This window comes from Curtobacterium sp. AG1037 (assembly GCF_003349855.1).
Classification (GTDB): Bacteria; Actinomycetota; Actinomycetes; order Actinomycetales; family Microbacteriaceae; genus Curtobacterium; species Curtobacterium citreum.
Genome location: NZ_QQAO01000002.1, coordinates 139,033 through 160,948, shown reverse-complemented (window position 1 = coordinate 160,948; position 21,916 = coordinate 139,033). Strand labels below are relative to the sequence as shown.

General features: G+C 74.4%; 21 protein-coding genes. 14 read left to right on the top strand and 7 right to left on the bottom strand.

Annotated elements, in window-relative coordinates; genetic code table 11:
• Window positions 1-116: 116 nt before the first annotated feature.
• The 5 genes from DEU32_RS03215 to DEU32_RS03195 all read left to right on the top strand — a co-directional run bounded on the left by DEU32_RS03215 (window position 117) and on the right by DEU32_RS03195 (window position 4,393).
• Complete coding sequence (locus tag DEU32_RS03215; RefSeq protein WP_114849332.1) at window positions 117-854, top strand: hypothetical protein; 738 nt, start codon at window positions 117-119, stop codon at window positions 852-854.
• Between the two features lie 168 nt (window positions 855-1,022).
• Complete coding sequence (locus DEU32_RS03210) at window positions 1,023-1,865, top strand: hypothetical protein (protein WP_058742817.1); 843 nt, start codon at window positions 1,023-1,025, stop codon at window positions 1,863-1,865.
• Window positions 1,862-2,323: a SprT-like domain-containing protein gene (locus DEU32_RS03205; protein WP_058742816.1), complete on the top strand. Its 462-nt coding sequence runs from the start codon at window positions 1,862-1,864 to the stop codon at window positions 2,321-2,323. The genes DEU32_RS03210 and DEU32_RS03205 overlap by 4 nt, the downstream gene beginning before the upstream one ends.
• A 47-nt stretch (window positions 2,324-2,370) precedes the next feature.
• Window positions 2,371-3,066, top strand: coding sequence for a CGNR zinc finger domain-containing protein (locus tag DEU32_RS03200; protein ID WP_058742815.1), 696 nt, complete (start codon window positions 2,371-2,373; stop codon window positions 3,064-3,066).
• A gap of 73 nt (window positions 3,067-3,139) precedes the next feature.
• Window positions 3,140-4,393, top strand: a complete 1,254-nt coding sequence (locus tag DEU32_RS03195; protein ID WP_114849331.1) for an Nramp family divalent metal transporter — start codon at window positions 3,140-3,142, stop codon at window positions 4,391-4,393.
• A gap of 26 nt (window positions 4,394-4,419) precedes the next feature.
• Here DEU32_RS03195 and DEU32_RS03190 read toward each other — a convergent pair whose 3' ends face one another.
• On the bottom strand, window positions 4,420-4,722 hold the full coding sequence (locus tag DEU32_RS03190) for a DUF427 domain-containing protein (protein ID WP_058742825.1): 303 nt from the start codon (window positions 4,720-4,722) through the stop codon (window positions 4,420-4,422).
• Between the two features lie 50 nt (window positions 4,723-4,772).
• Window positions 4,773-5,393 (bottom strand): hypothetical protein, encoded by a 621-nt coding sequence (locus DEU32_RS03185; RefSeq protein ID WP_114849330.1) that lies wholly within the window; start codon window positions 5,391-5,393, stop codon window positions 4,773-4,775.
• Window positions 5,394-5,503: 110 nt separating this feature from the next.
• Between DEU32_RS03185 and DEU32_RS03180 the strand changes: the two genes are divergently transcribed.
• The 4 genes from DEU32_RS03180 (at window position 5,504) to DEU32_RS03165 (ending at window position 7,809) form a co-directional block, all read left to right on the top strand.
• Window positions 5,504-6,136, top strand: coding sequence for a GNAT family N-acetyltransferase (locus DEU32_RS03180; protein ID WP_058742812.1), 633 nt, complete (start codon window positions 5,504-5,506; stop codon window positions 6,134-6,136).
• Between the two features lie 70 nt (window positions 6,137-6,206).
• A complete protein-coding gene (locus DEU32_RS03175) occupies window positions 6,207-6,674 on the top strand; it encodes a hypothetical protein (protein WP_114849329.1) in 468 nt (155 codons plus the stop codon).
• A 171-nt stretch (window positions 6,675-6,845) separates the two neighbouring features.
• Window positions 6,846-7,415, top strand: a complete 570-nt coding sequence (locus tag DEU32_RS03170; protein WP_114849541.1) for a DUF1684 domain-containing protein — start codon at window positions 6,846-6,848, stop codon at window positions 7,413-7,415.
• Window positions 7,416-7,449: 34 nt separating this feature from the next.
• Window positions 7,450-7,809, top strand: coding sequence for a GntR family transcriptional regulator (locus DEU32_RS03165; protein WP_058742823.1), 360 nt, complete (start codon window positions 7,450-7,452; stop codon window positions 7,807-7,809).
• A gap of 157 nt (window positions 7,810-7,966) precedes the next feature.
• Here DEU32_RS03165 and DEU32_RS03160 read toward each other — a convergent pair whose 3' ends face one another.
• A complete protein-coding gene (locus DEU32_RS03160) occupies window positions 7,967-8,866 on the bottom strand; it encodes an endo alpha-1,4 polygalactosaminidase (RefSeq protein ID WP_258554767.1) in 900 nt (299 codons plus the stop codon).
• Window positions 8,867-9,137: 271 nt separating this feature from the next.
• On the opposite strand from DEU32_RS03160, the gene DEU32_RS03155 reads away from it, so the two are divergent.
• Complete coding sequence (locus DEU32_RS03155) at window positions 9,138-10,760, top strand: DEAD/DEAH box helicase (protein WP_114849328.1); 1,623 nt, start codon at window positions 9,138-9,140, stop codon at window positions 10,758-10,760.
• 140 nt (window positions 10,761-10,900) lie between these two features.
• Window positions 10,901-11,104, top strand: coding sequence for a CsbD family protein (locus DEU32_RS03150; RefSeq protein WP_058742809.1), 204 nt, complete (start codon window positions 10,901-10,903; stop codon window positions 11,102-11,104).
• 110 nt (window positions 11,105-11,214) lie between these two features.
• Here DEU32_RS03150 and DEU32_RS03145 read toward each other — a convergent pair whose 3' ends face one another.
• Window positions 11,215-11,757, bottom strand: a complete 543-nt coding sequence (locus DEU32_RS03145; protein WP_058742808.1) for an NUDIX hydrolase family protein — start codon at window positions 11,755-11,757, stop codon at window positions 11,215-11,217.
• Between the two features lie 73 nt (window positions 11,758-11,830).
• On the opposite strand from DEU32_RS03145, the gene DEU32_RS03140 reads away from it, so the two are divergent.
• Window positions 11,831-12,451, top strand: coding sequence for an alpha/beta hydrolase (locus tag DEU32_RS03140; RefSeq protein ID WP_258554766.1), 621 nt, complete (start codon window positions 11,831-11,833; stop codon window positions 12,449-12,451).
• 239 nt (window positions 12,452-12,690) lie between these two features.
• Here the strand turns inward: DEU32_RS03140 and DEU32_RS03135 are convergent, their stop codons facing one another.
• Window positions 12,691-13,353, bottom strand: a complete 663-nt coding sequence (locus DEU32_RS03135) for a PadR family transcriptional regulator (RefSeq protein WP_395858321.1) — start codon at window positions 13,351-13,353, stop codon at window positions 12,691-12,693.
• 160 nt (window positions 13,354-13,513) lie between these two features.
• On the opposite strand from DEU32_RS03135, the gene DEU32_RS03130 reads away from it, so the two are divergent.
• Together DEU32_RS03130 and DEU32_RS03125 are read left to right on the top strand one after the other, a co-directional pair.
• Entirely contained in the window at window positions 13,514-18,322 is a 4,809-nt protein-coding gene (locus DEU32_RS03130) for an ATP-dependent helicase (protein WP_114849327.1), read from the top strand.
• 41 nt (window positions 18,323-18,363) lie between these two features.
• On the top strand, window positions 18,364-19,143 hold the full coding sequence (locus DEU32_RS03125; RefSeq protein ID WP_058742898.1) for an Fpg/Nei family DNA glycosylase: 780 nt from the start codon (window positions 18,364-18,366) through the stop codon (window positions 19,141-19,143).
• A gap of 55 nt (window positions 19,144-19,198) precedes the next feature.
• On the opposite strand, the gene DEU32_RS03120 is transcribed toward DEU32_RS03125, so the two are convergent.
• A complete protein-coding gene (locus DEU32_RS03120; protein WP_114849326.1) occupies window positions 19,199-19,699 on the bottom strand; it encodes a hypothetical protein in 501 nt (166 codons plus the stop codon).
• Between the two features lie 156 nt (window positions 19,700-19,855).
• On the bottom strand, window positions 19,856-21,841 hold the full coding sequence (locus DEU32_RS03115) for a glycosyl hydrolase (protein WP_147281400.1): 1,986 nt from the start codon (window positions 21,839-21,841) through the stop codon (window positions 19,856-19,858).
• Between the last annotated feature and the right edge of the window lie 75 nt (window positions 21,842-21,916).

The following is a 21,916-nucleotide window of genomic DNA, read 5'->3' as shown; positions in this document are numbered from 1 at the left end:
ACCCGGGGGACACGGTCCGCGCGTCCGGTCGGGCGGATCCGGTCGCGGGCGGACGTCGGCTGCCAGGATGGGGGACACGACCGCGCAGCAGCGCGACCGAGCAAGGGAGTCCCCTGATGACGAACGACGACCGGAGCAACGAGGACCGGACGGGTGACGGCCGCGCACCGAGCTGGGGCGAGGCACCGCAGCACGGGTCGGCCGACCGCGCCGGGGACCTGCCCCGCCACGGCGAGCGCGACGACGCCCCGCGGTACGGGCAGCGCAGCGACGAGCGAGCGGACGCTCCGCGGTACGGCGAGCGGTCCGATGCGCCGCGATGGGGCGAGCAGCACGGCGACCGTGACGGCCGCCCGGCCGACTCCCCCACGTGGGGCGAGCAGCACGGGTCGCACCAGCCCTACGCCGCCGCGGCCGCACCAACGAGCGCGAACGCCCCGGCGTGGCAGTCCTACGACGAGCCGAAGCGCAAGAAGAAGACCGCCGGCGTCGTCGCGTTCGTGGTCGCGATCGTCGCACTCGTCGTCGGCGTGATCGGCGGGTACCTCTTCGGGTCCGCCATCGCGACCAGCCAGGCCTTCGAGGAGGTCCTGCGGAACGGCGGCGACGCCAACGCGCTCGGCCCCGACGCGTTCCGCGACCTGCAGGGCAACGCGAGCATCATCGCGGCGGCGCTCCTGTTCGTCCTCGGCACCGTGCTCGGTCTGTGGGCGATCATCCAGGCGATCGTCGCGATGGCGACCGGGCGTGGCCGCGTCTGGGGTGTGCTCGCCCTCGTGATCGCCGTCGTCGGCGTGTTCGCCTTCGTCGTCACGTACTCCGTCGTCGCCGGTGCCTCGGTGATGGGTGGCTGAGCCCACCCCCGGTCACGGCTGAGCCCACCCCCGGTCACGGCTGAGCCCAGACCTGGTCTCCGGACCGACGGCCCGTCCTGCGCGCGCAGGGCGGGCCGTCGTCGTGTCTCGTGCCCCCGTGCGCGTGGCACCGCCCGCTCACGGGGTGCCGCGGCTACCCTCGAACCGATGTCCCTCCCGCCCGACGACCGCCAGCAGCCCGACCGCGCCGACAGCGCCCGGGAGCCCCGCCATGCCGCTCCGGTGACCGCCGGGGTCAGCCCGGGGAGCACCTTCGCGCCGATCAGCCTGCGCCCCGCCGTCGACGCCGAGGCCGTGCAGCAGCGCCTGCGTGACCTCGGGCAGAGCCGCAGCACCGAGGCGCTCGCCGAGCGTGCCGAGCTCCTCCGGCTGCTCGGGCGGCTCGACGAGTCCCTCGTGGTCGCGGAGGAGGTCTTCCGGCTGACGATGTTCACCGGGGAGCGGTCCGACAAGGTCGCCTCGCGGATCCGACGTGCCCACGTGCTGCACGACCTCGGGCGCTACGAGCGTGCCGCGTCCGAGGCCGCCATGGCCCGGGACACCGCCAGGACCGAGGAGTGGCCGGAGCTCGAGGGCGCCGCCGCCGAGCTCGAGGGCTGGTCGCTGTTCGAGCTCTCGCGGTTCGACGAGGCCCGGTCCGCACTGTCCCGGGCGTACCAGGCGTTCCGGCAGGCCGGTGCCCCGTCCGAGCGCACCGACGCCCTGCAGACGGCGATCGAGGCGGCGCTCCGCGCGGTCGCCGCGCAGCCGCGGGAGCAGACGGAGCAGCCCCGCACGGCCCGTGAGGTCGCCGCACGCCGGGCCGAGGACGAGACGCCCACCACGCGCGTCGCCGAGCCCGTGAAGCAGGTGCCCCCGGTGCGCCGCCGGGTGCTCGGCGCCCCCGACGCCGCCCGGACCGACGCCGACGACATCTGGGGCCGGATCGCCGCGAAGGCCGCGCAGAAGGGCCAGGCACCGCGGGACGACCGCGGCGACGACCTGCGGTGACCGCGCCCGACGTCGTCCGACGGCGGGCGGAGGAGCTCATCGCCGCCCACCTCGGGCACGGCACGTGGACGTTCGCGTTCGACCATGCGAAGACCCGGGCCGGACAGTGCGACTTCGGCCGGCACCGGATCACCGTGAGCCGGCACATCACCGCACGGGTGTCGGACGCCGACGTCGAGCAGGTCCTGCTCCACGAGGTCGCGCACGCCCTGGCGGGACCCCGGGCCGGGCACGGCCCCACCTGGCGCCGGACGGCCGCCGGCATCGGGTACACCGGATCGCGGCTGTACGCCGGGCCCGTGGCCTCGGAACTCGCGCCGTGGGTCGGCACGTGCCCCGCCGGGCACGAGCACTTCCGGTACCGCACCCCGACCCGGCCGCTCGCGTGCGCGACGTGCTCCCGGCGGTTCGACCCGCGGAACCTCATCACCTGGGAGCGCCGCGCGGCTACCGCATGATCGGGTCCACCGGTGGAGGCGCGCCGGGGAGCCGTTAGCCTGGACGGATGCACACGGGGCAGCACATCCGGACGGACAGCGGGTCGTCGTGGTTCTTCGACGCCGGACGGATCGCCCTGGACTTCGCGCACACCGGCGGCTTCGCGGACGACCCCGACGCCCGGCGCCCCCGTGCCCGGCTCGGCGAGCTGCTCGTGACCCCGGCCGACCTGGACGAGTGGCTCGGCGACCACACCGAGCCGATCGACGTCGGCGCGACCGCGCGGGAGCTGCAGGACGCCCGGGCACTCCGGGCCGCGATCGGCCGCCTCGCGGTCGCCGCCGCTCCGGCCCCCGCGTCCACCGCCGCCGAGCGGACCGCGATCGGCGCCGGCCTCCGCGCGGGCACCGGTCGGACCCGTCCGGCCCCGGATGACATCGACACCGTGAACCTGTTCGCCGCGCTGCCCGACGTGCCGCCGAGCCTGCCCGGTGGGCGTCGTCGCGCCGGCGCGAACCGGGTCCGACTGGCGCAGGCGCTGTCGAGCGTCGCGCGGGATGCGGTCGCCCTGTTCACCGAGGTGGGCTTCGACGACCTCGCGGCGGACGGGCAGGCCACCCGGCTGAGCCGGTGCTCGGCCGACGACTGCGGCCTGGTCTTCTACGACTCCTCGCGCGGCGGGACCCGGCGCTGGTGCTCGATGCAGCGGTGCGGCAACCGGGCGAAGGTGCGGGCGCACCGGGCACGGCGCGCGGCGGCCTGACCCGGCCCGAGCCACCAGAACGCAGTCCGAACAAAAAGATTCGGCATGCCGAATCCTCTGGCATGCTGGGGGCATGTCCGACGTCTCGACCCCGCCGCGTGCCGCTGAGCGCACGCCCGCGAAGCGCGCCGCCGGCCTGACGCTGCTCGGCCCCGCGTTCGTCGCCGCCATCGCCTACGTCGACCCCGGCAACGTCGCCGCGAACCTCACGGCCGGGGCGCAGTACGGCTACCTGCTGCTCTGGGTGCTCGTCGCCGCGAACGCGAGTGCCGTCGTCGTGCAGTACCTGTCCGCGAAGCTCGGCGTCGTGACCGGGCGATCCCTCCCGGAGCACCTGGGCCTCCGGATGCGCCGCACCCCTCGGCTGCTGTTCTGGGCCCAGGCCGAGGTCGTCGCCGCCGCGACCGACGTGGCCGAGGTGATCGGTGGGGCACTCGCCCTGCACCTGCTCTTCGGGCTGCCGCTCGTCGCCGGCGGGCTCGTCACCGGGATCGTGTCGATGCTCATCCTGACGCTGCACAGCCGCCGCGGCACCCGCACCTTCGAGGCCGTCGTCACGACGATGCTCGCGATCCTGACGGTCGGCTTCTGCGCCGGGCTGCTCGTCGCGCCGGTGTCCCCGACGGAGCTGCTCGGCGGGCTCGTCCCGCGCTTCGAGGGCTCCGGCTCGGTGCTGCTCGCGGCGTCGATGCTCGGCGCGACCGTGATGCCGCACGCCGTGTACCTGCACTCGGCCCTCGCCCGGGACCGCCACGGCGACGTCCCGGCCGGACCCGAGCGACGCCGGGTGCTCGTCGCGACGCGGTGGGACGTCGCCCTCGCGCTCGTGGTCGCCGGCGGCGTGAACATCTGTATGCTCGTCCTCGCCGCGGCGACGCTGCCGGGGGTCGCCGGCACGGACACCATCCCCGGTGCACAGCGGGCGATCGAGACGAACGTCGGCCCGGTCGTCGGCGTGCTGTTCGCGGTCGGACTCCTGGCGTCCGGGCTGGCCTCGACCTCGGTCGGCTGCATGGCCGGTGCCGAGATCATGCACGGACTGCTGCACGTCCGCGTGCCGCTCCTGGTCCGTCGGCTCGTGACGCTGGTGCCCGCGCTCGTCCTGCTCGCGGCAGGGGTGGACCCGACGATGCTGCTCGTGGTGAGCCAGGTCGTCCTGAGCTTCGGCATCGCGTTCGCGATCGTGCCGCTGGTCGTCTACACCTCGCGGCGGAGCGTCATGGGAACCGACGTCAACGCCGTGGCGACCCGGGTCGTCGCAGCGGTCATCGCGCTCGTGATCGTGGCCCTGAACGTGACACTGGTCGCGCTCACCGTCACCGGCTGAGCGCGACCAGCGGGTCGGACACCGCGTCAGTCGACGACGCGGACGTCCTTCCAGAACGCGTAGTACCCGGAGTAGTCCTTGCCGACGCGGTCGAAGGACGACGGGATCGGCGTCGGGTACGACCAGGCGCGGTCCGGCAGCGGCTGCCCGTCCACGGTGACCGTGTAGTACTGCGTGTCGCCCTTCCACGGGCAGTGGTACTGGGTGTCGCTCTCGCTGAAGAACTCGGGCTTCACGCTCGACGGCGGGAAGTACCAGTTCCCCTCGATCTGGATGAGGTCCTCCTGCGGGGCCTCCGCGATCACGGTGTCGCCGACGACTGCCTTCATGACGTGCTCCTCCACTCACGGCGCCCGGTCGACGCCTGCGATCGGGAACGCTACGCGCGCGGACCCGATTCCCGCTGCGCGGCCGCTCGCAGCGTGACGAGGTCCGGTCCGGCGGCGAGCGCCGTCCGCACGTCCTCCGGGTCCAGGACCGCGGCCCCCTCGGCCGCGCTGACGAGGTGCCGGACCGCTCGGCGCAGTCCGGTGAACGCGGCGCAGGACGCGGCGGCCTCCGGTGAGGTGTGGTCGATGCCGACCGCGACGAGGGCGTCGACCACGGCACCGGCGGCCAGCAGGTCCTCGACGGCCTGGTCGGGTGCATCAGCGCGGTCCGCCGTCTCGCCCGCGTCGTCGGCGGCATCGGGATGCGCGTGCGTGCGCCCGGCGGCGACGACCGCGACGACGCACCGGTCACCACGCTCGGCCTGGAGGCGCGTCACGCGTTCCGCGACGGCGGTCGCGTCGCCGAGGTGGCCGAGCACGACCTCCGGACCGTCCGGCACGCCGGTCACCGTGGCGCGCAGGGCGCGCAGCCGGTCGGCGGGTGCGGTGCCGCGGCGGTCCGGGAGGACGTCCACCCAGACGACGAGGTGCGCGTCGCGGGCGATGCGATCGGCGCCGGTCGTCCCCCACGCGAACCGGACCTGGTACTGCTCCTGCATGCGTGCTGCCACCCGCGACACGATAGTGGCCGCGACCCGGCTGTCCGTTCCCACAGGCCCGGTCTCCACAGGTGCGGTCGAGCAACCTCGGCACCCATCGCCCGACCGTAGGATCGGTGACCATGGAGATCGCCACCGTCCCCACCCTGCACGGCGACCGCGTCACCCTCGAGCCCCTCGAGGCCGAGCACGCGGAGGACCTGCGGACGGCGGTCTCGGACGGCGACCTCTGGCGCACCTGGTACACGTCGGTGCCCGCTCCCGACGCGGTCGACGCCGAGATCGAGCGTCGTCTCGCCGAGCACGCCGCGGGGCGGATGCTGCCCTTCGCCGTGCGGGACCGGCCGACCGGGCGCGTGGTCGGGGCGACGACCTTCATGAACGTCGACACCGTGAACCGCCGGGTCGAGATCGGCCACACGTTCCTGGCCCGGGCGGCCCAGCGCACCGGGATCAACACCGAGGCGAAGCTGCTCCTGCTCTCGCACGCGTTCGACGCCTGGCAGTGCATCGCGGTGGAGTTCCGCACGCACTGGCACAACCACCAGTCACGCGCGGCGATCGCCTCGCTCGGGGCGAAGCAGGACGGCGTCCTCCGCAGTCACTCGATCGGTCGCGACGGCACACTCCGCGACACCGTGGTGTTCTCGATCACGGCGGCCGAGTGGCCGACCGTGCGCCTCGCCCTGTCCGAGCGGCTGCGCACCCGGGACCGTGCCGAGGGCTCGCGTCGCCGCGCTGCCCGACACGCCTGACCTCGGCTCCCCCGGAGGCCGGTGCCGGCCCGACCCCGGCGTCCCAGCGTCGCCGCGTACCGTCACCGGCATGCACGTCGGTCTCCGCATCGTCCTCGACGCCCCGGTCGACGCCGTCCGCGACGCCCTGCTGTCGCCGTCGGTGATGGTCGCCGTCACGAAGCCGTTCCTGGTCTACCGGTCGCGCGCGGCTGGTGGGTTCCCGGAGCGCTGGACCCCGGGCAGGGCCGAGCCGATCACGGCCGCGGCGTTCGGCGTCGTGCCGAGCGGGGACACGCACGTCGACATCGACCTGTACGAGGTCCGGGGCGTCCCGGTGCAGCGGGACAACGGCGGCGGCGTGTCCGGGCTGTTCGGCCGGATGGACATGGCACACCGGATGGCCACGGTCGACCTCGGCGACGGCCGGACCCTGCTCCTCGACCGCCTGACCTACCGGATGCGTCCGGCGCTCCTCGGGCTCGCGCTCTGGCCGGGCATGTGGGTGATCTGGCAGTGGCGGGCACTCCGGATGCGACAGCTCGCACCGACCTGGTAGCCCGGACCCGAGCGCCCGCACCCGAGAGCCCGGACTCGGGAGCACCGACGACCGCCGCGCCGCTGGCACCGTCCACGGGCCGCGGCGTACGCTCGACCCGTGAGCCAGACGCAGGAGCCGAGGGCCCGTGACCGCGTGCACAGCACGCTGGCCACCGTGGACTGGCGGCGGATGACCTTCGACCTGTACCGACGGGTCCGCGCCACCTCGGACCCGGAGACCGCGCACGCGATGTGGCGGGAGACCCGGGACGCCATGTTCGGCGAGCACCCGGCGAGTCCGCTGCTGGACGAGGACGCCCGCGACTTCGAGGCCCTGCCCGTGCCGGACTACGACCCCGAGTGGCGCTTCCGGGCCCGCATCGAGCCCGCCGAGGAACTGGCGATGGACGTCGAGACGGGGACGGACGGCACGGTGCACTTCGACCGGCTCGGCGTCGTCCGGCTCCCCGGCATCGGGTCGCTCGACGTGTGGTCGCACGGCGGCTACGCGGGCGGCGTGTTCGTCCCGGTCAAGGACGCGAGCGCCGGTCGTGCGCGCGGGACCTACGGCGGCGGCCGGTACCTGCTCGACACGATCAAGGGCGCGGACCTCGGGGGCGACGACGGCGAGCTCGTGCTCGACTTCAACTTCGCGTACAACCCCTCGTGCGCGTACGACCCGGCGTGGGCGTGCCCGCTCGCGCCGCCCGGGAACACCGTCGCCGTGCCGATCCCGGTCGGCGAGCAGTACGACTTCTGACCGAACGCAGGAACGGGACGCAAGGGTGGAGCGCATGACGGGACTCGTGGCCCTGGACGCCGGCGGCCGGGTGCCGCCGTTCGAGCAGGTGCGGTCGCAGATCGCGGCCCAGATCGGGGCCGGCTACCTGGTGGACGGCGAGCGGCTGCCGAGCGTCCGGGCGCTGGCTGAGGAGCTCGGGCTGGCCGCCGGGACGGTCGCCCGGGCGTACCAGCTGCTCGAGGAGGCGGGTCTCGTGCACACCGCTCGCGGCGCCGGGACCCGGGTGGTGCGCCCGGCGGCCGTGCCGGACAGCGTCGCCGAGGCCGCACGCGCCCTCGTGGCCGTGGCGCGCGAGGCGGGCCTGTCCGCCGACCAGGCGGCAGCCGCCCTACGCGAGGCCTGGCCCGCCTGACGCGACCGGTCCGCGCGACCCGGCCCCGATCCTCCCGGCCGTCACCCGCACGCCCGATCGCAAGACGCAACGTGGGCGGTTGCTCGCAGCGACATCGCGCTGCGGGAAACCGCCCACGTTGCGTCTTGCGGGACGGAAGCGGACAGGACCGCCGCGGTCAGCAGTGCTCGAAGACGTACGCGTCGTCGTCGGGGGTGACCAGGTCGCGGTCCCGCAGGATCGTCATCGGCGGACGGTCGCGCATCGCGCACACCGACGACCACGACCGGTCGAGCGTGTCCGCGTACTCGACGTCGAGCACGCGGTCCCCGTAGGCCGCCGTGTACGCGCCGCACTCCTGGTACTGGACGCACTCCTCGGAGACGACGAAGTCGAAGCCCGTCGCCGTGCGTCCCGACGTCCCGAGCTGCGGGGTGTTCTTCTGCCCGACCGCCAGGCCGTGCTCGTGCCCGAGCCGCACGAGCGCCGACGCCAGCGCGAGGTTGTCCGCCCGCGTCAGGCGCTTCCCGGAGCGGGTCCACGAGTCGAGGTTGTCGTACTCGACGGCGTCGAACCCGCGGTCGGCACACCGCGCGACGTCACGCCGCAGGACGCCCACGACCTCGGCACGCTTCGCGGCGGTGGTGGTGTCGAGGAGCACCTCGTCCGGCCAGCCGGGGTCCGAGACGGGCTCGCCGTCGTCGTCCCGGAGGACCGCGTCCGGGTGGTCGGACAGCCAGGCGTCGGTCTCGTCGGGCTGGGTCTGGAAGCCGTTCACGTAGCAGATCGAGTACGTGCCGGCCGCCGGGTGCGCGGTGCTGTCGCGCTCGACGATCGTCACGCCGGCCGGGGGCGCGTAGGGACCGCCGAGCTGGTAGTCCGGCAGGCCGGACGTCGGGAAGGCCCGGACCGCCGCGGACCCGGTGGGAGCCGGGGCCCGACCGATGGGCGCGGTCGCGGTGGGTGCACCTCCGCCCGCACAGGCCGCTGCACCGAGGGCGACGAGGACGGCCGTCGCAACCGCGGCGACGACGGTCGCGGCCTTGGTCGAGGTCAGCGAGGTCCTGCGGGGGCGCACTCCGGGATCATCGCACGCGCTCGGCGAACGGCCATCCCCGCGATCACGGGTCGCCCGCTATGCTGGGGGTACTCGAGGCGCCGATCGCCTCGTGCGTCGTACGGACGCCCCGGACTCCCGACCCTCATCCGGTCGATGATCACGCACCGTCACATCCGGTGCCAGGCTCTCTGCTGCGGCGACCGCGTCAGCCACGCTGATGCGGGGATCCCGCCCGCGCGCCGACCACGAGCGCGCCCACGGCCGGCACGTGCCGGCCCGAAAGGTCACCATGACCGCATCCCCCTCCTCCGTCCGTTTCTCCGACCTGGGCGTCCCGGCGCCGATGGTCGACGTCCTCGTCCAGCAAGGCAAGGAGACGGCGTTCCCGATCCAGGTCGACACGCTCCCCGACTCCCTGCGGGGCAAGGACGTGCTCGGCCGCGGCCGCACCGGTTCCGGCAAGACGATCGCGTTCGCGATCCCGCTCGCCGCACGCCTGGCGGCCTCGCCCCGCAAGCGTCGCGCCGGTCGCCCCCGTGCGCTCGTGCTCGCCCCGACGCGGGAGCTCGCAACGCAGATCGACGCGACCCTCGCCCCGCTGGCGAAGGCGATGGGCCTGAACACCACCACGATCTTCGGCGGTGTCGGCCAGGGCAGACAGGTCGACGCGCTCCGCGGTGGCGTCGACGTCGTCGTCGCCTGCCCCGGTCGCCTCGCCGACCTCATGCAGCAGGGCCACGTGCACCTGGACGGCATCGAGGTCACCGTCCTCGACGAGGCCGACCACATGGCCGACATGGGCTTCCTGCCCGGCGTGACGAAGATCATGCAGGCGACGCCGGAGCAGGGGCAGCGCCTGCTCTTCTCAGCGACGCTCGACAACGGCGTGGACAAGCTCGTCAAGAAGTTCCTGCACAGCCCGGTCATGCACTCCGTCGACGACGAGACCAGCCCGGTCGAGGCGATGACCCACCACCTGTTCGAGGTCGCCGACGCCGACGCGAAGAAGGACCTCGTCCGCACGCTCGCCTCGGGCACCGGTCGCCGCATCCTCTTCATGCGCACGAAGCACCACGCCAAGCGCCTCGCGAAGCAGCTGACCAGCCAAGGCATCCCGGCCGTCGACCTGCAGGGCAACCTGTCGCAGGGCGCCCGGGAGCGGAACCTCGCGAAGTTCTCGTCCGGCGAGGCGCTCGTGCTCGTCGCCACCGACGTCGCCGCCCGTGGCGTGCACGTCGACCACGTCGAGCTCGTCGTGCACGTCGACCCGCCGACCGAGCACAAGGCGTACCTGCACCGCTCGGGCCGCACCGCGCGTGCCGGTTCGTCCGGTGACGTCGTGACCGTGACGCTGCCGGCGGAGCGCCGCGACGTCGCGCAGATGATGCGCGCGGCCGCGATCTCGGTGAAGCCGCAGCAGGTGACGGCGACGTCCCCCGCGGTGACCGAGCTCGTCGGCGAGGTCGCACCGATCCGGCACGTCGAGGAGCAGCCGGTCCAGCAGCAGCAGCGCCAGCGCGCGCCGCGTGCTGAGTCGGCCGGCTCCGGCAGCGAGGGCGGCGGTCGTCGCCGTGGTCGCGGCGGACGGTCGGGAGGCGCGGCCCAGCCCGCCTCGACCGGCGCGTCCGGCACGTCGGGCCGGTCCGGCAACGGGCGCGGCGGCCGGTCGGCCTCGGGTCGCGGTGCCGCCGCGGCTCCGGCGAGCGCGGCCCCGGCGACCGGTGGGCAGCGTCGCGGCGGCTCCGGTCGTCGTGCCTCGAGCGACGTCGTGCGCGGCGGGTCGAGCGCTGTGTGGTCGTCCGAGGGCGGGTACGTCGGTGGGCGCAGCGCCGGTTCGGAGTCGGGCGGCGCGCGGCGTCGCAGCGGCTCGCGTCGGGCCTCGCGTCCGGCGGGGTCGGCCGACCGCCACTGAGCTGACCGCCGCTGACTGACTCCTTCGGTCCGAACCTGGACGCCGGGTGCGAGCCCGGTCGTCCGGCGGCGTAGGTTCTCCTGCACCGGACGCCGCGCGAGCGGCTGACGGGGAATCGTCCGTCGTTGGAAGGAGACCGTATGGCTGGCAGCGAAGACAACAACCACACCGGCGAGAAGCTCGTCGGCAAGGTCAAGGAGGGCCTCGGCAACCTGACCGGCAACGACAAGCTGAAGGCCGAGGGTCAGACCGACCAGGCCAAGGCGTCGGCCAAGCAGGGCGTCGACGACGTCAAGGACGCGGCGCACGGCGTCGCGGACAGCCTCCGCAACGACAAGCACTGAAGCCGGTCCCAGCGACCGCGCTGCGAAGCCCCCGGAACCGATCGGTCCCGGGGGCTTCGTCGTGTGCGGGTGCGGCGGGCGGAGGCCGCGCGGGCAGCGGGCGGCTCCCGCTAGTGCAGGGCCCCGACGGACGCCAGGCCCGCACGGAGCAGGGCGCCGCGACCGCCCTCCATCTCCTCGGCGACGGCGTCGGAGGCCGCCTCGATCGGGCTCATCCACGTGAGCTCGAGGGCGTCCTGACGCGGCTCGCACGTCCCCGTCACGGGCACGACGTACGCGAGGGAGATCGCGTGCTGCCGCTCGTCGGTGAACACCGAGGCGCCGGGGAGCGGGAAGTACTCGGCGACCGTGAAGGGCGTCGGGCTCGCGGGGAGCTGCGGGAACGCCATCGGACCGAGGTCCTTCTCGAGGTGCCGGAACAGCGCGGTCCGGATCGACTCGCCGAACATCACGCGGCCGGAGACGAGCGTCCGGGCGATCGACCCGCTCGGCGAGACGCGCAGCAGCACGCCCACCTCGGTCACCACGCCGAGGCCGTCGGTGCGGACGGGCAGCGCCTCGACGTAGCAGATCGGCAGGCGCCGGCGGATGTTCGCGAGCTCCTCGTCGGACAGCCAGCCGGAGTCGGGGTCGGGGGTGCGCAGCGAGGCCATGCACCGTGTCTACCAGTCGCCCCGGCGAGTTCGGCGCACGCCGCGGTCGCCGTGGACGGCTAGCGTCGTCCACGTGATCGATGCGGACGTCGTGCAGTGGACCCGGCCGGCCGACGAGCGGGCGGGGACGCCGCTGCTCGTCCTGCTGCACGGGGTGGGATCGAACGAGCGGGACCTGCTCGGGATCGCGCCCGCGCTCCCACCGGCGTGGACGGCCGCGTCGCTGCGCGCCCCGATGCCGTGGGGTCCCGGGTTCTCCTGGTACCCGCTCGGGACGCCGGGGTCCCCCGCGGTCGGTCCGGTGGACGATGCCGTCGACGGGGTCCTCGCATGGATCGACGACGTCGCGGCCGACCACCCGCGCATCGGACTGCTCGGGTTCTCACAGGGTGGCTCGATGGCGCTGCAGCTGCTGCGCGCCCGACCGGGGGCGTTCGCGTTCGCGGTGTCGCTGTCCGGCTTCGTCGTGCCGGGGGTCGCGGACTCCCGGGACGAGGCGGTGGCGACGGTGCACCCCCGGGTGTTCCTGGGGCACGGCGACCTGGACCCGGTGATCCCGGCGGAGGCGACCGCACGCACGCAGGCGTGGGCCGCCGCGCACACGGACGTCACCGACCGCACGTACGCGGGACTGGCACACGCGGTGTCGGCCGCGGAGCTCGCCGACGTCGCCGCCTTCGTCGACGCCGACTGACGCGGGCAGCGGAGGTCGCGGCCCCTCCGTCCGCCCCGTCGATGGAGCAGACGACGTCGGGTCGCCTCCGTGCACTCGACGGCTTCTGCTCCATCGAGGGGGGGCGGGGCGACAGGGGGCGGGGGCGACCCGGGGGCGGGGGGGGCGGCGGGGGCGGGGCGACGGAAAGCGGCCGGGAGGCACGTGGCGGGCCGCCACGTGCCTCCCGGCCGTCGTCGTGTCGCGTCGGACGCGAGCCGCTAGTCCGCCAGGATCTGCAGCAGGTCCTTGCGGAGCTGGTCGATCTTCGCGGTGGCGGCCTTCGTCTGCTCGTCGGTCGCGTTCGACCGGTACACGTGCAGCACGCCCATGGTCTTCCGGAGCGCCTCGACGAACTCGCGCTGCGTGTCCGGCATGCCCGGAGCGGCGTCGAACGCCGCGGTGATCTCGTCCGCCTTGGACGCGGCCTCGGCCCTGCCCGCCTCGGTGAGCTCGAACAGCGTCTTGCGCCCGTCGCCGGTCGAGACGACGAGGTCCTCGTCGACGAGCTGCTGGAGCGTCGGGTAGACCGAACCGGGGCTCGGCTTCCAGGCGCCGCCGGTGCGCTCGGCGATGGTCTTGATCACGGCGTAGCCGTTCTGCGGACCCTCGGCGAGGAGGCCGAGGATCGCGAGACGGACGTCGCCGCGACGACGGCGCTCGCGTCCGAAGCCGGGACCGCCGCCGAACCCGGGACCGAAGCCCGGGCCGAAGCCGCGTCCGCCGAACCCGGGGCCGAAGCCACCGCGTCCGCCGTGGTCGTGGTCACCGCGGTCGCGGCCGGGGAAGCCGTGCCCGTGGTGCTGCCGCGCGCCGCCGAAGCGGGGGCCGCGCGGACCGGTGCCGCGCTGGTCGCGGCGGTCGTGCATCTGGTCGTCGTGCATGGTGCGCATGAGGACTCCTTCTGTGTGTCGGGTGAAGTGGGCTCACGATCCGTTGCGTGCGTGTCGCGATGCGTCAACGATAGATCGCTAACTATCGCGGTGTCAAGCATCGGTCTTCCTCGGCCCGCTGTCGGTGGCCGCGGGCAGGATGGGACGGACCATGACGGACGTCCTCGAGCGCTTCTCCCCCGCGACCGCGGAGTGGTTCCGCGGCGCGTTCGCCGCCCCGACCGCCGCGCAGGCCGGGGCCTGGGACGCCGTGTCCACCGGGCAGCACGCGTTGGTGATCGCCCCGACCGGGTCCGGCAAGACCCTGGCGTCGTTCCTGTGGTCGATCGACCGGCTCATCAGCGCGACGGACCGTCCGCCCGCCAAGCAGCGCACGCGGGTGCTCTACGTCTCGCCGCTCAAGGCCCTCGGGGTCGACGTCGAGCGGAACCTCCGCAGTCCGCTGGTCGGCATCACGCAGACGGCCCGGCGGCTCGGCACGGAGCCGCCCGAGGTCACCGTCGGGGTCCGGAGCGGGGACACCCCGTCCGCCGACCGGCAGCGCCTGCTCCGCCAGCCGCCCGACATCCTCATCACGACGCCCGAGTCGCTGTACCTCATGCTCACCTCCGCGGCGCGCGAGACCCTGGTGAACGTCGACACCGTGATCGTGGACGAGGTGCACGCGGTCGCGTCCTCGAAGCGCGGGGCGCACCTCGCCGTGTCGCTCGAGCGGCTCGACGACCTGCTCGACGCGCCCGTGCAGCGCATCGGTCTCTCCGCCACCGTGCGGCCCGCGGAGGAGGTCGCTCGGTTCCTCGGCGGCCGGGCACCCGTCACGATCATCGCGCCGCCCGCGCAGAAGACCTTCGACCTACGGGTCGTCGTGCCGGTCGACGACATGACCGAGCTCGGCGCACCCCCGGTCGGTGCCGACGCCACCGAGTCGCCGACCAACGGCTCGATCTGGCCCCACGTCGAGGAACGGGTCGTCGACCTGGTCGAGGAGCACCGGTCGACGATCGTTTTCGCGAACTCCCGACGACTCGCCGAACGCCTGACCGCGCGGTTGAACGAGATCCACGAGGAACGGGTGCTGGCGGCGCGGGACGTCCGAGAACCGGCGGCCGTCGGTGCTGCCGGTGCCGGGTCCGGACCGGGCGGTGCTGGGGCCGGACCGGTCGGGCAGTCGCCCGGTCGCGCGTCCGCGCACGCTCCGGTCGCCCAGCCGAAGCGGCCGCCGGCGCAGGTGATCGGCCAGTCCGGGCAGACCGACGGCGGCGGGTCCGACCCGGCGGTCCCGGTGCTCGCCCGGGCGCACCACGGCTCGGTGTCGAAGGACCAGCGCGCGATCATCGAGGACGACCTGAAGTCCGGGCGCCTGCGCTGCGTCGTCGCGACGAGCTCGCTCGAGCTCGGTATCGACATGGGCGAGGTCGACCTCGTCGTGCAGGTCGAGGCCCCGCCGTCCGTGGCGAGCGGCCTGCAGCGCGTCGGCCGCGCGGGACACCAGGTCGGCGAGATCTCCCGCGGTGTGCTGTTCCCGAAGCACCGCGCCGACCTCGTGAACAGCGCGGTCACCGTCGAGCGCATGGTGTCCGGGCAGATCGAGTCGATCTCGGTCCCCGCGAACCCCCTCGACGTCCTCGCCCAGCACACCGTCGCCGCCGGTGCGATCGACACCGTCGACGTCGAGCACTGGTTCGAGCTCGTCCGGCGGAGTGCCCCCTTCAGCTCCTTGCCGCGCTCCGCGTTCGAGGCGACGCTCGACCTGGTGACGGGGCGCTACCCGAGCGACGAGTTCGCCGAGCTCCGGCCGCGCCTGGTGTGGGACCGCGTGCACGGCACCCTGACCGGGCGACCGGGAGCGCAGCGGCTCGCGGTCACGAGCGGTGGCACGATCCCCGACCGCGGCATGTTCGGCGTGTTCATGGTCGGCGAGAAGGCGTCCCGCGTCGGCGAGCTCGACGAGGAGATGGTCTACGAGTCCCGGGTCGGCGACGTGTTCGCCCTCGGCGCGACCAGCTGGCGCATCGAGGAGATCACCCACGACCGGGTGCTCGTCAGCCCGGCGTTCGGGCAGCCGGGACGCGTCCCGTTCTGGAAGGGTGACGGCATCGGCCGGCCCGCCGAGCTCGGCAAGGCGACGGGCGCGTTCGTCCGCGAGGTCGAGGGCGCCTCGGACGAGGACGCCCGCGCACGGGTGGCCGCCGGTGGGCTGGACGACCGCGCCGTCACGAACCTGCTGACCTTCCTCCGCGAGCAGCGCGAGGCCACCGGACACGTCCCGAACGACACGACCCTGGTGGTCGAGCGGTTCCGTGACGAGCTCGGCGACTGGCGGCTCATCCTGCACTCGCCGTACGGGATGCAGGTGCACGCCCCGTGGGCCCTGGCCGTGGGCGCCCGGCTCCGCGAACGACACGGGATCGACGGCGACGCGATGGCCGCCGACGACGGGATCGTCGTCCGGATCCCGGAGACCGACGCCGAGCCGCCGGGGGCCGACCTGTTCGTGTTCGAGCGCGACGACCTCGAGGCCGTCGTGACGGACGAGGTCGGCGGCTCGGCGCTGTTCGCCGCGCGCTTCCGCGAGTGCGCGGCGCGCGCCCTGCTGCTGCCGCGCCGGAACCCCGGGCAGCGGTCACCGCTCTGGCAGCAGCGGCAGCGCGCCTCGCAGCTGCTCGAGGTCGCGCAGAAGTACCCGACGTTCCCGATCGTCCTCGAGACCGTGCGCGAGGTCCTGCAGGACGTGTACGACGTCCCCGCGCTGCTCGGCATCGCGGACCAGATCGGCGAGCGCCGCATCCGCCTGGTCGAGCGTGAGACCGAGCAGCCGTCACCGTTCGCCCGGTCGATCCTGTTCGGGTACGTCGCGGCGTTCATGTACGAGGGCGACTCCCCGCTCGCCGAGCGCCGGGCCGCGGCGCTGTCGCTCGACTCGACGCTCCTCGGCGAGCTGCTCGGGCGCGCCGAGCTCCGGGAGCTGCTCGACCCCGAGGTGATCGCCTCCGTCGAACGCGACCTGCAGCGGCTGTCGCCCGACCGCCGTGCGCGGGACGCCGAGGGCATCGTCGACGTGCTCCGGCTCGTCGGGGCGCTCGACCTGCCGGAGTTGACGGCGCGCAGCTGGCTCGCCGACGCGGCCGACCAGCAGGCGGCGGAAGCCACGGTGCGGACCGCCCTCGAGTCACTCGAGCGCGACCGGCGGGTGCTCTCCTTCAGCCAGGCCGGGACGACCCGCTGGGCGGTGATCGAGGACGCCTCGCGCCTGCGGGACGCCCTCGGGGTCCCGCTGCCGATCGGCGTCCCGACCGCGTTCGTCGAGCCCGTCGCCGACCCGCTCGGCGACCTGGTCGGCCGGTACGCGCGGTCGCACGGACCGTTCTCGCTGCAGGACGCCGCCGGACGCCTCGGGCTCGGCGTCGCGGTCGTCCAGGACACCCTGCGCCGACTCGTCGCCGACCGCCGGGTCGTCGAGGGCGAGTTCCGGCCGGACCGACAGGGCGCGGAGTGGTGCGAGGCCGAGGTGCTCCGCCGCATCCGCACGAAGTCGCTCGCGGCCCTGCGGCACGAGGTCGAGCCGGTGTCGCCGGACACCCTCGCGCGCTTCCTGCCCGCGTGGCAGCACGTGCACACCCCGGGGACCCGCGGTGGGCTGCGCGGCGTGGACGGTGTCCTGCAGGTGATCGACCAGCTCGCCGGCGTCGCCCTGCCCGCGAGCGCGTGGGAGACCCTCGTGCTGCCCGCCCGGGTCAGCGACTACTCGACGAGCATGCTCGACGAGCTCACCGCCACGGGCGAGGTCCTGTGGTCCGGCGGTGGCACGCTCCCCGGCAACGACGGGTGGGTCCGACTCCACCTGGCGGACACGTTGGAGACGACGCTCGCCGAGCCCTCGGGCGACGAGACCACCGAGCTCCAGCGCGACGTGCTCGGCGCACTCGCCGGCGGCGGCGCGTACTTCTTCCGGCAGCTCGGCCAGGCGGTCGGCAGCACGGACGACACCGCCCTGGCGACGGCGCTGTGGGACCTCGTCTGGGCCGGGCAGATCACGAACGACACCTTCGCCCCGCTCCGCGCGATGCTCGGCGGGAAGGCGAAGAGCACGAGTGCGCCGCGCTCCCGGCCCTACCGCGGCCGGCGACGCCCGACGCTCCCGACGCAGTCCGGTCCGCCGTCGGTCGGCGGCCGGTGGTCGCTGCTGCCGCTCGCGGAGTCCGACGGCACCGTCCGTGCCGCCGCGACCGCGGAGCAGCTGCTCGAGCGGTACGGCGTCGTGACCCGTGGCGCCGTGCAGGTCGAGGGCGTGCGGGGCGGGTTCGCCGGCGTGTACCGGGTGCTCAGTCGGTTCGAGGAGTCCGGTCGGGCCCGCCGCGGGTACTTCGTCGAGGGACTCGGGGCGGCGCAGTTCGCGACGAGCCCCACGGTCGACCGGCTCCGGACGTACGCGCGGGACCTGGACGACGACGAGCGCGCCGACGCCGACCGGGAGCGCCAGGCTCTGACCCTCGCCGCGACCGACCCCGCGAACCCGTACGGTGCGGCGCTGCCGTGGCCGTCCGACGGCGACCCGGCGGACACCACGGGCGCGGCCGACGGCTCCGACGCCGCCGGCACCAGCACCAGCACCAGCACCAGCACCAGCACCAGCACGGTGCGAGCCGCAGGTGCCTCCACCGGCGCGGGCAGGGCCCGCGGGCACCGTCCCGGACGGAAGGCCGGCGCCCTGGTCACGACCGTCGACGGCCGCCTGGTGGTCTACGTCGAACGGGGCGGGAAGTCCGTCCTGACGTTCACCGACGACCCGGCGGACCTGCTCGCGGCCGCACGGTCCATCGCCGCGGTGGTGCGCTCGGGGCTCCGGAAGCTCGCGGTCGAACGCGTGGACGGGGAGTTCGTCCTCGAGAGCCCGCTCGGCAGCGCCCTGCGCGAGGCGGGCTTCACCGCGACCCCGCAGGGGGTGCGGCTCCGTGTCTGAACCGAGCACGACCGGCGCGACTCCGAGCGGGACGGTGTGCCGTGCCCGAGGGTGACACCGTCTTCCGGGCAGCCCGACGCCTGCACACCGCCCTCGCCGGCAAGGTCCTGACCCGCTCCGACTTCCGGGTGCCCGCGTTCGCGACGCTCGACCTGGTCGGTCGGACGGTCGACGAGGTCGTCCCGCGCGGCAAGCACCTGCTCCACCGGATCGGCGACCTGACCGTGCACTCGCACCTGAAGATGGAGGGCCGGTGGGACGTCTACGCCCCGGGTGAGCGCTGGCGACGGCCGGCGCACCAGGCACGCGTGGTGCTGGACGCCGAGGACGTGTCCACCGTGGGCTTCACCCTCGGGGTGCTCGAGGTGGTCCCGCGCGAGCAGGAGTCCGAGGTCGTCGGACACCTGGGGCCGGACCTGCTCGGCCCGGACTGGGACGCCGACCGGGCGCTCGCGAACCTCACGGCCGAACCGGACCGCCCCGTCGGACTGGCGTTGCTCGACCAACGGGTGCTCGCGGGCCTGGGCAACGTGTACCGGAACGAGCTGTGCTTCCTGCGCGGTGTGCTGCCGACGCGGTCGGTCGGGCAGGTGCAGGACCCGGCGCGGACGATCGCGCTCGCGAGCCGGCTCATCCTGGCGAACCGCGACCGCAACGCCCGCGTGACGACGGGCGTCGACCGCCCGGGTCGGCGCTTCTGGGTGTACGGACGGGCCGGCAAGCCCTGCCTGCGGTGCGGGACGCCGATCCGGCACGGTGAGCTCGGCGACTCCGAGCTGACCCTGCGCGACACCTACTGGTGCCCACGCTGCCAGACGTAGCCGGAGCGGCCAGCAGTGCCGGCATGCACGAGCCCTGGCGGCCCACGACCGGCGATCAGCGGTCGGCGGCCTCGACGACGCAGCTCTCGACACGCTGGGCGGCGTCCGAGTCCGCACTGAAGGCACTCGGCGCGGGCGGCACCGACGCCGACTCGTCCTCGGTGGCGTCCTGCGCGGCCTCGTTCACGGCGTACAGGGTGCCGTCGAAGTCGTCCTTCGTCGGGTCCTCGGTCGTGGCCCAGACCGTGACCTCGTCGTCGTTCGCGTCCTTGCTGTCCTCCGGCACGATCGACGCGCCGAGGTACCACCCGCCGTCGCCCGCCGTGACGTTCGCGAACTCGGTGGTGTCGTGCGGGCCGACCGCGGTGCCGATGGCGTCGACGGCCGGGCTCGCCGCGACCGCGCACTCCGCCGACCGGGACTTCTCCTCGCTGCCGGGGACCTTGCCGACGGGGTCGATGTTCTGGGCGCCGCCCGGGTCGCAGGCCGTCAGCAGCAGCGCCAGGCTCGCGGCGCCGAGGAACGCCGTGACGGTGATCTTCGCTCGCGTGGTCATGGCCGGGACGGTAGGCGGCGCGCGGTGGACGCCGACGCAGACGGTCCGGGAAGCGAAGCGCAGCGCACGACGCGGGCCGGCCCGCGGGACGAGCACGACGCGCCGGGGCGGCGGCCCGACCGGGCCCGGCCCGCGTCCCCCGGCCGGGCCACCGCGTCAGGTCCGCGTCATGATCCACGCGTACAGGTACGACCGCGAGTTCGCCGCGTCGACGACCGCGTCCGGCAACCGCTTCGCGTCCGCGAGCGCCGCCGCCGCGTCCGACTTCCCGCCGAGCGCCCGGTACATGAGCAGGTAGTCGCCGAACTGCACGTCGTAGCGGCCGTCCGGCACCGCCTCGTCGAGGACCCGCTGGATCTGCGCCCGACCACCGGCGCCGGCGTACTCCCCCGCCATCGCCGGCATCGGGATGAGCTCGATCCCCGCCGGAGCCGACGCCGCGGCGCTGAACCACGTCGCGTGGTCGCGCTTGCCGCCCCAGTTCAGGGACACCACCCGGTGCGTGAAGCCCGGGAAGGCGGACAGGTCCGGGTCGAGGACGTCGCGCTGCGCCGACGCCGCCTCGTTCGACAGCAGCCAGGTGCCGACCGAGCGCAGGGACGCCGACCCGGACACCGTGCCCCAGCGGGCGACGCCGTTCCAGGCGGACACCGCCTCGGACGCGGACTCCTGGTTGTTGCCGTCCGCGAAGGGCGAGTACCCGGACGCCCAGGAGTGCTGTGCGTACGGGTCGTAGACGCGGAGCGCCGGGAAGGACGTCGTCTGCGTCGGCGAGGCGATGTCCGCCGCGACCAGGTCGGCGACCGTCCGCCACCGGGACACGAGCGCGTCGTCCCTGTCCGCGACCATGGCCGCCGCGGACAGCAGGTAGCCGTAGTGGAAGTGGTGGTCGTTGAACTCGTCGGACCCGAAGGACGGCTGCTGCCCGACGAGTCCGTGCACGGTCGGGTCGTACCGGAAGCACCGGGCGCTGCGGTCGCCGCATCCGGACGCGTCGAACCACTGGTCGAGCTCGCTGACGATCGACGACTTGAGCGCGGCGGCCTGGTCGTCGAGACCGAGCCCGACCGCGAGCCGGTACAGCGTCGCGACGCGGTACAGGTCCTTGCCGCCGCCGTAGGTGTCGGCGGCGTACGACGACGGGTCGACCCCGGCGGCGTCCTCGCGGACCTGCTCGGAGAGCGTGGTGCGGTCCGCCGCGGAGAGCCCGGACAGGTCGAGACGGTCGTCGGGTTGCACGGTCTTCGCTGCGAACCGGAGGGCGGTCCCGGTGCAGACCGAGGCGGGCCCGGTGATGGTCGCGACCTCGAGCCCGGTGCAGGACAGACCGGACGTGCCCTGACCGGCCTGCGGGACGAGGACGCCCGCACCGCCGCCGAAGTCGTAGCCGAGCGTGGTGCGCTGCGTGGACCGGGTCGCACCGCGTTCGAGGGTCGTGCCGGCGAGGGGCCGCGCGGCCGCGACGAGCCGTGCGACCTGGGACGCACTCGCCCCGTCCGGGGTCGGCAGCAGGACGACCGAGCCGCCCTCCCGCAGCGCGATCCCGGAGGTGTCGACGGTGCCGTCGCGGACGACGACCTGCCAGGTGCGGCCGCCGCCGGTCATGGTCGCGGTGCCGTCACCGGTGCGGGTGAGCCGCGTGGTGGCGCGGAGCTGCCCGTCGCGTGCGGCCGTGTAGGTCACGAGCGGTGAGCCCTCGGCGACGACGGAGTGGCCGAGCACGGTGTCGCCGTCGCGGTGTTCGACGGTCACCGACACCGCGTCGTACGCCGACACCAGGGTGCTCGTCGCGCCGAGGTCGAAGCCGACCTGCGGCACGGCGCCGCCCGCGATGGTCTTCTCGGTCGCGGTGACGTCCGGCAGTCCGGCGGCGAACCCGCCGCTCGTGACCTGCCACGAGATCGGTGACGGGAACACCGGCTGCGGTGCCGCGCCGAACACGAGCCCGGAGAACCACCGGTTCGTCGGGGGCAACAGCCCGTCCGCCAGGCGCATCGTCCCCGCGGTGGAGGACGTGACGTCACCCAGGGCGGCGACCGCGCGCGCCTGGGCCGCCGAGTGGGTGGCAGAGGCCGACGGGGTCGGGTGATCCGTGCCTCCCGGCCCGGTGCACGCGGTGACCAGGAGGGTGACGGCCGTCACCAGGGTGACCAGCAGGACCGGACGGGAGGCACGGGTCGGGCCCGCCCCGTCGGTCCGGGACGCGGGGCGCACCGG

Excerpts from the sequence above, each read along its gene's own strand:
- DEU32_RS03165 (WP_058742823.1), top strand. The coding sequence starts at position 7,450 with ATGACGGGACTCGTGGCCCTGGACGCCGGCGGCCGGGTGCCGCCGTTC.
- DEU32_RS03215 (WP_114849332.1), top strand. The coding sequence starts at position 117 with ATGACGAACGACGACCGGAGCAACGAGGACCGGACGGGTGACGGCCGC.
- DEU32_RS03170 (WP_114849541.1), top strand. The coding sequence starts at position 6,846 with ATGACCTTCGACCTGTACCGACGGGTCCGCGCCACCTCGGACCCGGAG.
- DEU32_RS03190 (WP_058742825.1), bottom strand. The coding sequence starts at position 4,722 with ATGAAGGCAGTCGTCGGCGACACCGTGATCGCGGAGGCCCCGCAGGAG.
- DEU32_RS03130 (WP_114849327.1), top strand. The coding sequence starts at position 13,514 with ATGACGGACGTCCTCGAGCGCTTCTCCCCCGCGACCGCGGAGTGGTTC.
- DEU32_RS03180 (WP_058742812.1), top strand. The coding sequence starts at position 5,504 with ATGGAGATCGCCACCGTCCCCACCCTGCACGGCGACCGCGTCACCCTC.
- DEU32_RS03210 (WP_058742817.1), top strand. The coding sequence starts at position 1,023 with ATGTCCCTCCCGCCCGACGACCGCCAGCAGCCCGACCGCGCCGACAGC.
- DEU32_RS03200 (WP_058742815.1), top strand. The coding sequence starts at position 2,371 with ATGCACACGGGGCAGCACATCCGGACGGACAGCGGGTCGTCGTGGTTC.
- DEU32_RS03135 (WP_395858321.1), bottom strand. The coding sequence starts at position 13,353 with ATGCACGACGACCAGATGCACGACCGCCGCGACCAGCGCGGCACCGGT.
- DEU32_RS03120 (WP_114849326.1), bottom strand. The coding sequence starts at position 19,699 with ATGACCACGCGAGCGAAGATCACCGTCACGGCGTTCCTCGGCGCCGCG.
- DEU32_RS03150 (WP_058742809.1), top strand. The coding sequence starts at position 10,901 with ATGGCTGGCAGCGAAGACAACAACCACACCGGCGAGAAGCTCGTCGGC.
- DEU32_RS03175 (WP_114849329.1), top strand. The coding sequence starts at position 6,207 with ATGCACGTCGGTCTCCGCATCGTCCTCGACGCCCCGGTCGACGCCGTC.
- DEU32_RS03145 (WP_058742808.1), bottom strand. The coding sequence starts at position 11,757 with ATGGCCTCGCTGCGCACCCCCGACCCCGACTCCGGCTGGCTGTCCGAC.
- DEU32_RS03195 (WP_114849331.1), top strand. The coding sequence starts at position 3,140 with ATGTCCGACGTCTCGACCCCGCCGCGTGCCGCTGAGCGCACGCCCGCG.
- DEU32_RS03155 (WP_114849328.1), top strand. The coding sequence starts at position 9,138 with ATGACCGCATCCCCCTCCTCCGTCCGTTTCTCCGACCTGGGCGTCCCG.